We start from the raw sequence: 14,599 nt of genomic DNA, 5'->3' as shown, positions 1-14,599 counted from the left end.
AACTTGTAACGTTTTATTTGATTATGTAACCAAATCAAGCTACCTTGATATCGTTACGTAATCAAGAGGTTCTAAGTATGGCAGATAAAAGTGATGCTCATAAAGGGGCGCATGGTGGTGTACGTAAAGGTGCTGGCCGCAAGACTAGATATGAAAAAACGATAGTGATGAGAGTTCCTGAACAATATAAAAATGCGATCAAAGCATTAATTCAACACATAGATGAATGCGAAAAAGTTGATCATCACTACTCACCTGTAGTTTCTAAACCTATATTTACAAGGTCGTTGCAGGGCAAGCCGCAACAAGTTACTTTTACGGTGAGTTCAGTAAAAGCAACTTGATATCGTTACAGAATCAAATGTATTTATCAAAAAAATTGTTTAGGACAATCTATGTATCAGAAAGCTTTCTATATACTTGGTGGCAAAGACTTTGATTTTAAGGATGATTCATTACTTAACATTATTCAGTTTCTCAAAATAGGTTTACCTGAAGCAATGCTGGATGAAGCAGCAAGATTAATGGGATTGAATAAAAAGCATGTAATCTTGCTGATAGGAAAAGCTTCAGGTAGCACAAGTTTAAAATTTGTTTGTCGACTATCCCCGAATCAGAGCGAACGTATGTTAATGATTATTGAAGTTTTAGCTCAAGCCGAGCAATATCACGGTAATAATGCAGCCGCTTTGAAATGGTTAAACACTCCAAACCTCCAATTATACAATGAAACCCCGCTGAATTATCTTGATACAGTAATGGGTATTAAACTTGTTTCAGAAGAACTAAATAAACTCTCTCATGGAATGACAACATGAAAAAAATTAGTTAGGATGCAAACAATCTCTATTGGAACTTTAGATAAATTCATCAAGAAATTAGTTATGGACAGTTAGTTTTCATTAAAGACTATTACAAGTCATCAATCCCAATTTCGATTTCTTCTTGATCACGTCGCCGATGAACTATTTCAGCTATTTCACAATCTTCATCTATAGCAAATAGCAAAGATTCATCATCATTTAAAGAACCGTCTATTTTAATATCCTTTAAAATACCTTTTGCTGAGCCATGTTTTTTCACAAAGGAACTCCTCTTACAAAATTTGTATTATAGGTATAAATGGGCCATTTACTAAACCGTTTTTGGACAGAAATGAGTTAGGGTCTTTACACTATTTAATTCGTTTCACATTAGCTGAATTAATACTCTTATACTGAAATACCATCTTGAAGAGCAAGATAACGCTCAATATCCTCAGGTTTTATTTTTTCCTTATTACGCCCTGTACGGATAAAAAATTGATAGTTGCTTTTACTTTCTCGATAAAAGAATAAATGTTCTCTTGATTGTTTCACCTGAACCCATGCAACGGTATGACCATTAATCGAAACTAAGCTAATCGTAATTAGCTCCTTAGGCTTTGCTAGGGCTTTAAGTTCAAGGTTATCAGTGGTACGCGTGTAAATACTATCCCGAAAAAGAGATGTGAGCTGCATTACAAATTTGTCTTCTGAGTCGCTATGGTACTGCATTAGCTCGTCTTCAATTCCATGTATAGTCATATCGTCATCCACACCTATAAATAAATTTCCATCATTTGAATTCAAAAATGCGACAACTGATGTAATTCGCTGTTGGCTGAGATTCTTTTTATCATACTGACGTTTAGTGTTAGAAGACTGATAACATGCTTTAAACTCAACATGTTGCCCTTCATCACGTCTTATTATCTCCAAAGCTTCTTTATTATCTGGTTGGGTATAATCTAAGCAGAGGCTTTGAAAATTTTCTAAATATTTTACTCCTCCTTTAGGACAATTGGAGATACCGATAACTAACTTCAAAATCCTTTCAAGCGTTCTAGGTGATGGACTACCATATAGCAAATAGTCTGCAAATTTCGCATGAGCTTCAACGGCTTCAATGTAGTAGCGTAACGTAGGAGGGAAACACTTTAATGGTGCAGCCATTCTGACGTATTTTTCTCGATCTTCTGTTTTTCCGTATAATCTTATTTCTAACGCTAACCTACTTAGCTCATACATTTTTTCTTGAATCAATGGTGGAGCGGAGATATCTAATGCTTGCTCTAAGGTAGGTCTAATTATCTGGAGAATGGAGTGTATTTCGGGAAAAGTCACCGATCTGTCATATACATATGACATCCAATGTGATTCAAAAACTCTAAATTTATCCCACAAGAATGTTTCTTTATACAGCGTAGACCAAGGGCCAATGCCATTGATATTACCACTGTTAACTCTTTCAAAAGTATCGTAAATATTTTTAAGCTGTGTATCCACATCCCGAACCATTAAGCTATTTGTCATAAAATAATCCACTGATGAAATTATGTATATTGAACGTGTTGATGAGCTCATAATGCCATAAGTAGCGTAATAACAGGAAGTTGGAACTAAAGTACAGTAGTGGCTGGCATAATTTCGGCACGACTTAGTCGCTAGTAAGCCTTAGATAAATTTGAATAATACTTATCTCCATAGAAGCTCTGAGGGCTTGGCTCAGAAGGAATTAGGAAAATCTTGTCGCCAAGATTACCTGGAACGTTGATGGACAGAAACGAGCCAGTGATGAACAAGTCGAACAAGCAGTAGAGAAACAAACCGAGCAGCCAAACTATAACGCGCTGGGGCTTAGGCCCGAAACAATGGGTGTCTCGTATAAAATGTTCAAATAAAAACTCGAACAACAATGAATATCGTAATAAAAAAATATGTTACATAGCTATGCAACCTAATTTTTCTAGGGTCTATACTGATTTCAAAATCAAGTTCATATATTTTTAACCTTTTACAAAAAAGTGAATAAATGTATAGCCATAAAGCACATATTAAAAATATAAAAAAATACCCGCTCACGCTAACATCTGAAAAAAAACTAACATCATTTGCATTTAACACCCCATGCAAGATGAGAAAAACAAAACCTAATGATGAAAGCAATACCATAGACACTGCCCCAGAATGGCCAAAACTTTTACTTCTATAATATGCATAACCGCCAACAATATAACTACGAAAATAATACACTTTTAATTACCTCTAAGGTTTATATCTGTGTAGTGGTGCATCTTTTTGATCACTGCTTTATAGATTCCGAAGTCGATATTTGGGTCTATCATTAGATAAATGATGCAAGTCAGAAATCGTGATTAACTCATAATGGGGCAGAAATGAGTTTGGCAACATCGCCTCTGTTAGATTCCAATCAGCAAAGAAAGCACTACCTCTATAAGAATAATGCTTTAGTTCAGTTAACCCTTACAACCGCAGATATTAATCATTAAGATAGATGTTACACTTTCAATGATACATAACAAACTTTATTATCAAAAAATGAAATTTGTCCTCTGATAATTTATCAAACTATTGCGTCATTACCGTTCATGAAAACCTTAATTTTTTATCAAACTTTAATATGGTCATACACAAGTGACCTACTTCCTCTGAGGGTTTGTGATATATCGTCACAAGAACGAATGTTTGCAAGAGTTAAGCTTATTCAGCAGAAAACGGATGTTGAAGTCCAGTTTGAAGTCACTGCTAGAACTCAACAAAGTCTGATGAAATGGATTTTTGTCGCAGCTCTAAAGACAAGTGATTATTTATTTCCAAGCTTAATACGAAATGAGCAACCGATTAGCTATTCGTATTATCGTTCTCTTGTCAGGTCGTGGGCATCAAATATTGGTCTAGATCCTAACTTGTATGGGACTCACTCAATGAGACGAACCAAAGCAACATTAGTCTATGCAAAAACTAAGGATATTCGAGCCGTCCAACTTTTACTCGGACATACTAGAGTAGACAACACAATTCGTTATCTTGGTGTTGAATTGGAGGATGCTCTTACACTTTCAGAATCTACTGATTGTTAATACGGTATGCCCCCAGAACCTAAGGCTATTTTTCGTGGTATTCTGACTATTAATCAATGACTTATAATATCTTTGGGTCATATATATGTAAAGAATTTATTGATTGAAACTAATCACTAAAAACACCTGTATATCGAGCTTTGCTATACTTATTATAATGCAAACCATATATTTTAGAGTATAAAATCTAACTCACTTTTGTCCAGAAACGTTTTACATACCAATGTCCACATAAAAAATCTTTTATTTTTGTAGCAAAGCATAATGCCCACAGTTACACTGTATTAATATAAGGGCTGTCCATTTAGCGATACCAGTGTCAATATGTAGTAATGAAAACTTCATCGTATTTATTAAAAGCTGGCGTCGATTACCCTAAAAATTGGGACGAATTTGTTGATTGGTTTCATGATGAACAATCTTGCATTAGCTACCTTTACGCACTTCGTTGGCCAAACGGATTCATTTGCCCAAGCTGTTCAAGCCATCAATCACCTTATCAGTTACGTAATGGCAAGTTAAAATGTCATGCTTGCCGTTCTCTGTGTTCAGTAACATCAAGTACACTTTTTGACAAAACAAGAACCCCAATGAAAAGTTGGTTTGCTGCGGTCTGGTTTATTACGAATCAAAAAAATGGTGTCAGCGCTCTTGGAGTTCAAAGGCTATTAGGTCTTGGGAGTTATCAAACCGCTTGGTCATTAATGCACAAATTAAGATATGCCATGGTTGATCCTGAAAGGGATAAGTTGTCCGGCATCGTTGAGGTTGACGAAACACTAATAGGTGGCCTCGTTCCACAATCATCTATTAAAAATCAACAGGGTAAGCGTAAAGCTGTAGTTTTGGTTGCTGTTGAGCTGCTATCACCCTCTGGATTTGGTCGGATACGTTTAAGGCAAGTAGAAAGTGCAACTAAATAACATATCCATCAATTCATTCAAGATGTAATAGAACCTGGTAGCACAATTTGTAGTGATGGTTCTCAAGCATACAAACAAATAGACAAAAAAGGATATAAGCATAATCGGATAGTGCATTTAGGTTCATCTGTACCTGCACATGAAACAATGGCTGGGGTACATCGAGTCTCATCATTATGTAAAAGATGGCTTTTAGGTACGTATCAAGGCGCGGTAAAGGCTAAGCAACTTGATTATTATTTAGATGAGTTTACATTTCGCTTCAACAGAAGAAAGTCAGATTCTCGGGGATTATTATTCTACAGGTTGCTTGAGCAAGCAGTGCGTTCTAAGCCGATAACGTACCAATCAATTAAAAATCGATAACCACAATATATAGTGGTTGGTTGTGCTAAGTGGATAGCCCTTATTAATATACAGTACATTGAGGCGGTTATGCTTTGCATTAAATCCACATCTGACTTTGAAATTGAAAGTGTAAAGTACCCTAACTTTCCCCTCTTAACGTGGGAAGTTGATAATGCAAAGCTAGGGATTGAATCTGGAATGCTTTGTGTGGAAGCAATGCAATTCCTTATTTATGAGTGCTTGAAACGTGGGCGAGTAGACAGTGAAAATACTTGGTGGACTTATGCCCGCCACTTAAATCAATTCCTGACATTCTGTGAACATAACGGTTTAGATTGGCGAAATATTTCTGAAAGTAGTGAAGATGAAATGTTAGTCAGCGCCTATCGTGACCTTTGCGTTGGTGAGTTTGGCATGTCGGTCAATTCAACCAACCAACACCTAAGAACGATCGTGCGGTTTTACAGTTATGGTGTTGGCAAGTGGTTTGACTCATTGCCTTACTCACTAGAGTCGGTTTCGGTGCGAAAGGGTCAGCAGTTTTTGGCTCATACCGAGAGAAATGGTGGCAAAAAATACAGCTCGGACTTGATGATGAAAACTTTTGAAAAGAAAGCAGAGTTTTTATCTGCCTATGAAGTTCAAGAATTGTTATCTTCGATTGAAAACCCAACGCTCAAACTGATGGTTCGTTTATGTCTACAGACAGGAATTAGGCGTAAGGAGCTACTGCTTTTCCCCCTACACGTAATACGAAAACCTTCTGGAAACCAAACTTACTACGAAGTAAATATCTCACGGACTAAGGGTGAGAAAGAGCGCAAAATACACATTCCATCAAGGCTAATGGAAGATTTGTGGCGTTATGTAAATGAAGCTCGTTTTCAGAAGCAACAAGAATCAGGAGTGAACTCAGATTGCCTTTTCTTAACCTCTGATGGTCAAGAATGGGCTTCGCAAGGCTCTGCCTTTGGAAAGGCGCTCAAATCTCTGAATCTGCCCTTTCATGTGGCTCCGCACATGTTAAGACACTCCTATGCAACTCACATGCTCAAAGGGCTCTTAGAGCGCAAAAGCAGTAAGTTTGAGCCATTGATGTATCTACAAAGCCGTCTTGGACATTCCAGTATTACCACCACAATGAAATATTTACATCTGGTTAATGATTTGGTGGACGACCTGTCGATTGAGTATCAACAACAAATTGATGCAATTGTGTAGGCAGTAGCATGGCAAGACAACGAAAATACCTCACCATCAACAAAGATAAGATCAGGAAAACTTCGGCAGTAGAGCTAACCGTTGACGCCCCCCAAAGCCAAGGCTTAGTGCGAGCAATACACCCAGTTGTTACCTACCCAAATCTGGGTTCTAAAGGTGGCAATGGCGTAAACTTCGACTTTACCTCTTATTACGGCAAAGGCTACGACGACATCACGAATCGAGTTTACTACACTGCAAAGGCGTTACTGAGAAACACTAATGCTTTTACTGAAGAAACTCAGCACACGTATTTAAAGAATGGCTTTCGCTATTTTGCACAATATCTTGAGTTATTCAGGCACTCAGTCAGGGGAGATTTAACGCAAAATGACATTACGCCTAGACTGATTGAACAATATTTGCTGCACCTCAAAGGTAGTGAGTTTAAACCTAGCTTTCAAAAAGCTCTCTACACGCACCTCAAGTCATTGTTAGTCCGTATGAAAGAAAAAGGCTACTGGCCACTTGTCGATGACATCAACCTTAATAGTGATTTTTTCCCCAAGAATCCTTTTCCAAACTCCGGTAAACATGCAAAAAGTGAAAGATCACTCTCTCCCTATGAGAAAAGACAGGTTGTTGTTGCGTTAAAGCAAGCGGTTAAACCTATTTATCAAAAGAGAGAGTCATTGTCGGGTTACGAATTAACGTTGTGCCTACTTGCTGTGGCAATTCAAACGGGTATCAATACTTCACCACTGCTTAACATGACAACGGATGCTTTAACTGATCATCCACTTAAAGATAATCGAAAGCTTTTAACTGTGTTTAAAAAGCGGGGTAATGCAAAACAATTACATAACTTGCGCAAATCAGAAAACGTTGAGGTAGTACAAGGGGTAAAACTAGATGTGGCTTACCTGATCGATACCATTATTCAGCTAAGCTCGTCATTGAGGCAAGTGAGTGGTAGCAATTTAGTATTCTTATATGTCGCTAGCAACAGTAAAAGCGCTATTACCTCTCTGTCAGACTTATCGCTGCACTTCAACATAAAAAAATTCATCAAAGAAAACGACCTAAAGGATGAAGATGGACGCACAATTAAGCTTAATATCAGTCGTATTCGCAAAACTTTCATCAATGGCATGTACGAACTGAGTGGTGAAAGTTTGTTGATTGCAGCACAGCAAGCTAAACATAGTGGAACAAGTTCACTTGACTACTATTTGCAAGCCCCTGAGCAATCAAAACGTAACCTAGGTTTGATGGGTGAAATACGAGTCAAAGAGCTAACTTGCGATGCTCCAAGCGTTCCTGTCGGCCATTGTAAAGACCCGAAAAATGGGGATAAAGCACCGAAAGATGGAACGTTCTGTAATGACTTCTTAGGGTGTTTCCGTTGTAAGAGCTTCGTTATTACAGGCAATGATTTGTATAAGCTCTTTAGCTTCTATTGGGCAATAATTCGTAACCGTGATGAATTTGGTCGTAAAGACTGGAAGCGGCACCTAAAGAACGTGCTCAGAATTGTGGATGAAGAGGTTGTGCCTGAGTTTGCCAAGCTTGGTCAATTGCAGCATGTCAATGCTGAAAAGGAACGAGCAAGAACCAATCCACATCCATACTGGCAAAATCTCGATATGTTAAAGGTGACACAATGAGTTTGATTGAGTTGATACTAACGGACGTTGAGTTTGCGGAGCAGCAATGTTCAAAGCCTAATCAAAGCACACTAGAGCGAGCGATTGATGGCACCCTGACGGGCATTGTAACCTATGTAAAGTTAGCCAACGGTCACTATCAAGTTTACTCTCGATATGAAGAAGAACTATGGAAATTTCCTGCTGCTAAAGGGACTAAAGGCACCACCAAAAGTAACCTTACACTTAATTTTGGCACAATAAATAACCCTGAAATGAAACAAATGGCAAAATGGGTCATATGGAATAAATTAAAAGAAGGATTAGCGGTCAACTCTTTACTACATTCTTTAAGTTCTCTTAAAGGCTACTTTAAATGGGCCTTGAGTTCAGACACAACTGCAACGCATGGCTTGACTGCTTTTACCTCTAGTGCTTATGTTAAGTATGTGAATAGACTAAGCGCAAAGCGGAATGGCGAAATAAAGCCTCTTTCGTTAACAACAAAAACGCTTAAGTTCCTCGCAGTGGAAAACCTTTATCAGTGTTGCAAAGCATTTTATTTTGTTAAAGAGCATCCTTGGCCTGGTTCTGGTGCCAATATGCAGGCAGGACTGATTGGAGAGGCCGCTCAAAAAGCGAAAACCAAACCCAAAACCCCTATCATCCCTAACGAAGTGCTAATTCCACTCTGTAAGTTTACAAAGTCATGTTTAGACAGGGCTGATGAAATTTTGGCATCAAAAGGTAAGCGTGAATCATTACTGCTGCGAGACAGTTGCATCTTCTGGTTGCTACTCACAACAGGTATGCGTATCCATGAGGTTTTAGGTATTAAACGCGGAGCGTATCGCAGTGAGACAAGAGATGAGGTGACGTATTACTACATTGAAACCGCGTCAGAGAAGACCCATACGGGATTAGCTGAATGGATTGCGCCAGAGATTGCAACTCAAGCTATCGACATTCTTGGTCGTTATAGTGCGCCATTGCAAAAGCAGCTTGAAAATGACTTATCAAAAGCAAGGGATAGTCAAGACCATGTGGAAGTTAATAGGCTAGAACAAATCTCAGACCATATTTGTTTGTCGGTATCTAAAAAAAGTAACGCTATTAGCCTGTTGTCTGGATGTACAATTACTGTTCATAGGTTGCCTAATTTATGTCAACAGATAGATTGCAACTGGAATTTGTCAGCGCACCAGTTTCGCCGCACCTTTGCCAACTATGCAGTGCATTCTGAATTGGGTGATTTAAGGGCACTAAAAGACCATTTTAAACACTGGTCAATCACCATGACGGCTCTGTATGCCTTTAACGAAGATTTAGACGCAGAATTATTCGAAGAACTGCTCCGAGAAAAGTATTTGATCGAAGAAGAAATCAAGCAAGACTGGTTTGAACTAGACACACCGATTACGGGTGGCGATATGGCTAAAAACATCAAGAAAGTCCGTGCAGATGGAGAGCTAATTAAAACTTTCGGCTCTCTCAGTGATATGGCTAAAGCCTACTCTAGCTCTATTCCTATCCGTTCAACAGGTATTGGATGGTGTACCAATGATGATGAATGTAAGTGCGGTAAGCCCGATAGCTGCGAGAGCGGAATTGTAGATAAACGGCATCTTCCCTACTGGGAGGGGATGCTTGTTCAGCAAATAAAACTTATGCAGTTGGATGATATAGGGGAAGCAGGTAGAGATGCAGCTAGGAAAGGTATGGAACGCTGTGAAAAGGTATTGAGTGCTTTAGGTATCGATGTTGAAGCCATGAAGCAGAAGTTTAGCCAAAGAGATCTAATCGAGGTAGAGAATGTCTAACCAGAAAGAAAAGTCGACACATAAAGCGGTAAGACTTGCCATTATTCGCATAGAAAAAGCTCGGCCTAATGTTGTCTCTGATAAGCGTAAAATGAGTGTTGCTGCCGTTGCCGAAGAAGCTGGCGTAAGCCGAGCGTTGATTCATCGCGATTGCCCTGACCTGTTAGAGCGTATTAAAGGTGGTGTGAATAAAGCTATTCGACAGCAGCGTGATGCCAAGCAAATTGAGCTGAATGAATACAAAGAGCGCAATCGAGAACTTCGAACTGAGGTCGAGGAGTTAAAAGCCATGTTATCTAAGGTTCAATCGCAAAACGCTACGTTAATACGGAAAAATATGGTGTTAAGTGGTGTTAGTGCTAAAAACAGCAATGTTACACAGTTATATTGTAGTAAGTAATTGTATTAAAAGCTAAAATCAATAGATTTACTGAGATTAATTGATGGTTTAATTTCAATAAAATCGCAACAACAAACAAATCCATATAAAACAATTACATATAGTTAGTTACATGTAACGTGGTATTTATAAAGTTTGATCACTTTCAAACACACTTTTGGACATAAACGTTTTAGAGCTTAAGCTCATAAAATGACTATAGTCATTAGGTAAAGTATGGTGATCGGATATGCGATAACGACCGAAATTCATGAGGCATAGGTCTCGTGTAATAGATTGTTCTTTAAAATCGGAGAGAGGAGGTTGTGGCTACTCTATCCGTGAGTTCATATTTCATGCCCTAGGGGCTTAATTGATATCCCCAGCTAAGTTTAGCAGTCAAAGCTGCTGGTAAACACAGGTAATATCAAGCAAACACAATAAAGCACCGCACATGCTCTCAAACTAATTTATTAGCTTGAGAGCATACAAAGAAAGGAATTTGAAGCTGTTGAAATCGCATTGTCAGTCAGCCATTTAGATGCTGCAGAATTTAATACTGGCTCCGCAATAATCCTACTAAATTTGTGGGGGATCCCTCGGAATCAGCACTTAGCTTAGAGCCTTACTCAGGTAATCGAGTAGCATGCGCACCTTAGGTGATAGGTGTCTGTTGTGTGGATAAAGTGCCCAGATCCCCTCTTTAGGTTGACGGTTTTGCTCCAGTAGTGGAACAAGCTGTCCATCTTCTAAAAAAGGCAAGACATAGTGGTCAGGTAGCTGAATGATGCCTATGCCTTTTATCGCGGCATCAACGAGTGCATGGCCACTGTTACAGGTCAGATTACCCTTAACCCTGACATTTCTCGTCTTTCCATTTTCCTGAAATCGCCAGTAATCTAATGTTCCCAGCAGACAGTTATGTTGTTCCAGCTCCGACAGTGAGTGAGGTATGCCAAAAGTTGAAACATAATCTGGGGAGGCGCAGACATATTGAGTTCTGGAGCACAGTCTTTTGGCCATCATACTCGAGTCTTCAAGCTGTCCGAGTCGAATGGCGAGATCATACCCCTCATCGATTAAGTCGACCTTCTGATTCGTTAGATTTATCTTTACTTCAAGCTCCGGGTATTTAGCGATAAAGTCGTTCACCAGCGGCGCAAGCGTTTTTTCACCATAAGTTACTGGGGCGGTAATTTTTAACAGCCCTCTCGGTGTACTCTGTAAATTGGTAATTGCGCGCTCGGCCTCTTCTAATCCATCGAGCACTTGTCTGCAGTGTTGATAATAGATCCGGCCCACTTCGCTCACCGACACTTTACGTGTGGTGCGGTGAAACAGCTTAGTAGCCATTCGGGTTTCTAATGCGCTAACCTGCCTGCTGACTTGCGCGGTTGATATCCCAAGCCGTTTTGCAGCCTTAGTAAAGCTCTCTGCCTCTGCAACGGCGACAAATTCGCTAACGCCTTCCCAATTAAACATTGTTGTTTCCTAGTAATTATAGGTCTTCAATAATACTCATTATCGTCAAAAATTCTGGAGATGCAATTTGTATCTTAAATAAGAGTGAATTTCCTTTTGTTCTGATATCACAAAGGGGGGGAGTTCTTTTTACACCTTAAATTGTTACTGAGGGGAAAAAGATATTTTCAAAATTATGGGATTATCATTATTTTTGAGCAGAATATAATCCTTGTCATCCAAGCGATACAGGCAAAGATATTCAGGCTTTGACATCAAACCTAGGCCAGTTTATCGCCTCAAAATTATCGACCCATTAGCAAATTTACCCTTTTTTATTCAATACAAGGAAAGACAAATGAGTACTACATTTTATATGCCTCCAATGTCTCTGATGGGACAACATGCTATCAAATTGTTAGGCAAAGAACTGCAGGCAAGAAACTTCATCAAGGCACTGATTGTTACAGATAAGGCATTAGTAGATATCAAGTTGGTGGATAAGCTGACAGATGAGTTATCTACTCACGATATCGCATTCACAATTTTTGATGGCGTTAAGCCGAACCCGACAGAAAAAAATATTGATCAGGGTTTGGCTCTGCTCGAAGCGCAAAAATGTGACTTCGTTATTTCGTTCGGCGGAGGCTCTTCACATGACTGTGCTAAAGGCATCGCATTGGTCGCGGCCAACGGCGGTCACATTCGTGATTACTCTAAAGGGGTTCATCTGTCGGCTAAGTCACAACTTCCTCTGGTGACGGTGAATACTACAGCTGGTACTGCAGCAGAGATGACGATATTTGCCATCGTGACCAATGAGGAAGATGAAACTAAATACCCGATTGTAGATAAAAACCTGACCCCAATAATTGCAGTAAACGACTCAGAGTTGATGGTTGCAATGCCTAAGTTCCTCACGGCAGCGACAGGCATGGATGCATTGACTCATGCGGTAGAAGCTTATGTGTCGACGGCAGCCACGCCAATAACTGATGCGTTAGCAGTTAAAGCTATTGAGCTTATTGCCCAAAACCTGAAAGCGGCAGTCGACAATGGTGAAAATCGTGAGGCTCGTGAGGCTATGCAATACGGTGAGTACCTTGCAGGTATGGCGTTCTCTAATGCTTCATTAGGCTATGTACACTCGATGGCTCACCAACTTGGTGGTGCCTATGACCTGGTGCACGGTCTCTGTAACGCCATCTTGTTACCGGTAGTGTCACGTTTTAACGCGGCTGAAAAAGTGGAGCGTTTTGCCGAGGTGGCGAAAGCGATGGGTGTAGATACTGTGGGCATGACGTTAGTCGATGCTGCTGAAGCTGGCATCCTTGCTATCGAGAAGCTATCTGCTTCGGTTGGCACAGATCAGAAACTGTCTGATCTTGGTGTTAAGGAGGGCAAGCTTGAGTTTATGGCAATCAACGCCCTGAATGATGCCTGCTCCTTAACAAATCCAAGAAAGGCAACCACTGAAGATATTATTAATATTTTCAAGAAAGCTATGTAATTCAAACCAAACAGACAGCCTCAGATGGAGGTTGTCTTAACTAAATATCCATGGAGTAATCATTATTAAAACTTTAATTCACCCTCAAGTCGATAACGGTATTGTTGCCGGTCGTGATGGCTTTTCTGGCGGTTATTTATTGTGTAAGTGCAGTAGCAAGCCCGTTGAAGTTGCTGTTGGTGCACAGACTGCCCACAATCATGTTTGCGGTTGTAGCAAATGCTGGAAGCCTGAAGGTGCCTTGTTTTCTCAAGTTGCCGTTGTCGCACGTGACAAGGTGAGCGTCACTGAAAATCCTCACAAGTTGATCATTATCGACGAATCGGCAACGATTCAGCGTTATGCCTGCAATGAGTGCGGTACGCATATGTTTGGCCGCATCGAAAACACGGGCCACCCCTTCCATGGTTTAGATTTTGTCCATACCGAACTATCTTTAGAGCAAGGTTGGTCAGCACCGGAGTTTGCCGCATTTGTCTCATCGGTCATCGAGTCGGGCGCAGCGCCTGAATCCATGGGAGATGTGCGTAAAACCCTTAAAGAGTTAGGGCTCAAGCCTTACGACACCTTGTCTCCTGTATTGATGGACGCCATCGCGACTCATGTCGCGAATAACGGCTAAAGTCTGAGTTCGTTTCTGTTTTATCAATCAGTTCTGGGAGGAATTGATTTAATAAAAAAGCGTTACGGCGCTTTTTTATGTCAGGTTTCAGCGGTAGCCCTGATGGATATATAGATTGATGGAACGAAATTAAATTTAATTTCTAGGTGCGAAACTCGCATTGAAAGAAATAATGAAAGCCTTGAAGATGTTATTACTATCTTTAATAGTCTGTATGTAAATACCAAGCAAACTCAAATAATGTATAAAGCACCTCTATCGGGGTTTATGTTAAATTAAATGGATAAACTAAATATGACCACAATGATTGATAAGCCAGGGATATCGCTATTTAAAGCGGGTTCATTTAATTTGAACGAACTAAATGAAATTCTTGAAATTGAAGGGTTGCAAAGCCAAATGGCTGAAGTTGCTGTTACCAATAATTCAAACGCGCTGACAATTGGCCACTTCGCCATGCAGCCAGGTGTCGAATTTGAATACTTCTATGATTCTGTAGAATATAAAGTCGTGACAAAAGGTAAGATTGTTATGCGAGACCAGCAAGGTAATAAATATGTTGCTGAAGTAGGCGATGTTATTCTTTTTTCACCAGATGTGACGGTTATCTTTGATGCGGAAAGTGATGGCGAAGCCATTTATACCGCTCACCGTAAAGCTGCTGCAGAGTTTGCTCCACTGGCATAAGAATGGTTATCGCTAATAGAATTTCAAATGTCGGATGTTAAATTCGAGTAATATGGAAACCACAACTATTAATGGTTTCTATTAAATAAAATAGAGAACGTA

13 protein-coding genes and 1 pseudogene are annotated in these 14,599 nt (G+C 39.7%); 11 read left to right on the top strand and 3 right to left on the bottom strand.

Translation table 11 applies throughout. The annotated features are described in order from the left end of the window. Nucleotides 1-77 precede the first annotated feature (77 nt). Both SFRI_RS17770 and SFRI_RS21085 read left to right on the top strand, forming a co-directional pair. The gene (locus SFRI_RS17770) at nucleotides 78-344 is read left to right on the top strand and encodes a hypothetical protein (RefSeq protein ID WP_011638879.1); all 267 of its coding nucleotides are present in this window, start codon (nucleotides 78-80) and stop codon (nucleotides 342-344) included. A 51-nt stretch (nucleotides 345-395) separates the two neighbouring features. After that, nucleotides 396-818, top strand: a complete 423-nt coding sequence (locus SFRI_RS21085) for an antitoxin Xre/MbcA/ParS toxin-binding domain-containing protein (protein ID WP_011638878.1) — start codon at nucleotides 396-398, stop codon at nucleotides 816-818. Between the two features lie 94 nt (nucleotides 819-912). On the opposite strand, the gene SFRI_RS21695 is transcribed toward SFRI_RS21085, so the two are convergent. Further along, nucleotides 913-1,083, bottom strand: coding sequence for a hypothetical protein (locus SFRI_RS21695; protein ID WP_165870202.1), 171 nt, complete (start codon nucleotides 1,081-1,083; stop codon nucleotides 913-915). A gap of 128 nt (nucleotides 1,084-1,211) precedes the next feature. Next, nucleotides 1,212-2,333 (bottom strand): AlbA family DNA-binding domain-containing protein, encoded by a 1,122-nt coding sequence (locus tag SFRI_RS17760; RefSeq protein WP_041413218.1) that lies wholly within the window; start codon nucleotides 2,331-2,333, stop codon nucleotides 1,212-1,214. A gap of 1,076 nt (nucleotides 2,334-3,409) precedes the next feature. On the opposite strand from SFRI_RS17760, the gene SFRI_RS17750 reads away from it, so the two are divergent. The 6 genes and pseudogenes from SFRI_RS17750 to SFRI_RS17725 all read left to right on the top strand — a co-directional run bounded on the left by SFRI_RS17750 (nucleotide 3,410) and on the right by SFRI_RS17725 (nucleotide 10,238). Then, nucleotides 3,410-3,901: a tyrosine-type recombinase/integrase gene (locus SFRI_RS17750; RefSeq protein WP_011638876.1), complete on the top strand. Its 492-nt coding sequence runs from the start codon at nucleotides 3,410-3,412 to the stop codon at nucleotides 3,899-3,901. Nucleotides 3,902-4,233: 332 nt separating this feature from the next. Then, nucleotides 4,234-5,190, top strand: a pseudogene (locus tag SFRI_RS17745) (IS1595 family transposase). A gap of 69 nt (nucleotides 5,191-5,259) precedes the next feature. Then, nucleotides 5,260-6,393: a tyrosine-type recombinase/integrase gene (locus SFRI_RS17740; protein ID WP_011638875.1), complete on the top strand. Its 1,134-nt coding sequence runs from the start codon at nucleotides 5,260-5,262 to the stop codon at nucleotides 6,391-6,393. 8 nt (nucleotides 6,394-6,401) lie between these two features. Then, nucleotides 6,402-8,039, top strand: a complete 1,638-nt coding sequence (locus SFRI_RS17735; protein WP_011638874.1) for a hypothetical protein — start codon at nucleotides 6,402-6,404, stop codon at nucleotides 8,037-8,039. Then, nucleotides 8,036-9,838, top strand: coding sequence for a site-specific integrase (locus SFRI_RS17730; RefSeq protein WP_011638873.1), 1,803 nt, complete (start codon nucleotides 8,036-8,038; stop codon nucleotides 9,836-9,838). Before SFRI_RS17735 ends, SFRI_RS17730 begins: the two co-directional genes overlap by 4 nt. Further along, nucleotides 9,831-10,238, top strand: a complete 408-nt coding sequence (locus SFRI_RS17725; RefSeq protein WP_011638872.1) for a hypothetical protein — start codon at nucleotides 9,831-9,833, stop codon at nucleotides 10,236-10,238. Before SFRI_RS17730 ends, SFRI_RS17725 begins: the two co-directional genes overlap by 8 nt. 591 nt (nucleotides 10,239-10,829) lie before the next feature. On the opposite strand, the gene SFRI_RS17720 is transcribed toward SFRI_RS17725, so the two are convergent. After that, nucleotides 10,830-11,699 carry a LysR family transcriptional regulator gene (locus tag SFRI_RS17720; protein ID WP_011638871.1) on the bottom strand — a complete coding sequence of 290 codons (870 nt, stop codon included), beginning with the start codon at nucleotides 11,697-11,699 and terminating at the stop codon, nucleotides 10,830-10,832. Nucleotides 11,700-12,036: 337 nt separating this feature from the next. Here SFRI_RS17720 and SFRI_RS17715 point away from each other — a divergent pair, with 337 nt between their 5' ends. The 3 genes from SFRI_RS17715 to SFRI_RS17705 all read left to right on the top strand — a co-directional run bounded on the left by SFRI_RS17715 (nucleotide 12,037) and on the right by SFRI_RS17705 (nucleotide 14,497). Next, complete coding sequence (locus SFRI_RS17715) at nucleotides 12,037-13,188, top strand: iron-containing alcohol dehydrogenase (RefSeq protein ID WP_011638870.1); 1,152 nt, start codon at nucleotides 12,037-12,039, stop codon at nucleotides 13,186-13,188. A 64-nt stretch (nucleotides 13,189-13,252) separates the two neighbouring features. Continuing rightward, on the top strand, nucleotides 13,253-13,810 hold the full coding sequence (gene gfa, locus SFRI_RS17710) for an S-(hydroxymethyl)glutathione synthase (protein WP_041413216.1): 558 nt from the start codon (nucleotides 13,253-13,255) through the stop codon (nucleotides 13,808-13,810). Between the two features lie 294 nt (nucleotides 13,811-14,104). Continuing rightward, nucleotides 14,105-14,497, top strand: a complete 393-nt coding sequence (locus tag SFRI_RS17705) for a hypothetical protein (RefSeq protein ID WP_041413215.1) — start codon at nucleotides 14,105-14,107, stop codon at nucleotides 14,495-14,497. The last annotated feature ends 102 nt before the right edge of the window (nucleotides 14,498-14,599 follow it).

Source organism: Shewanella frigidimarina NCIMB 400, from assembly GCF_000014705.1.
Taxonomy (GTDB): Bacteria; Pseudomonadota; Gammaproteobacteria; order Enterobacterales; family Shewanellaceae; genus Shewanella; species Shewanella frigidimarina.
Note: the sequence above shows the minus strand (reverse complement) of the source record. Positions and strands in the feature narration are given on the sequence as shown.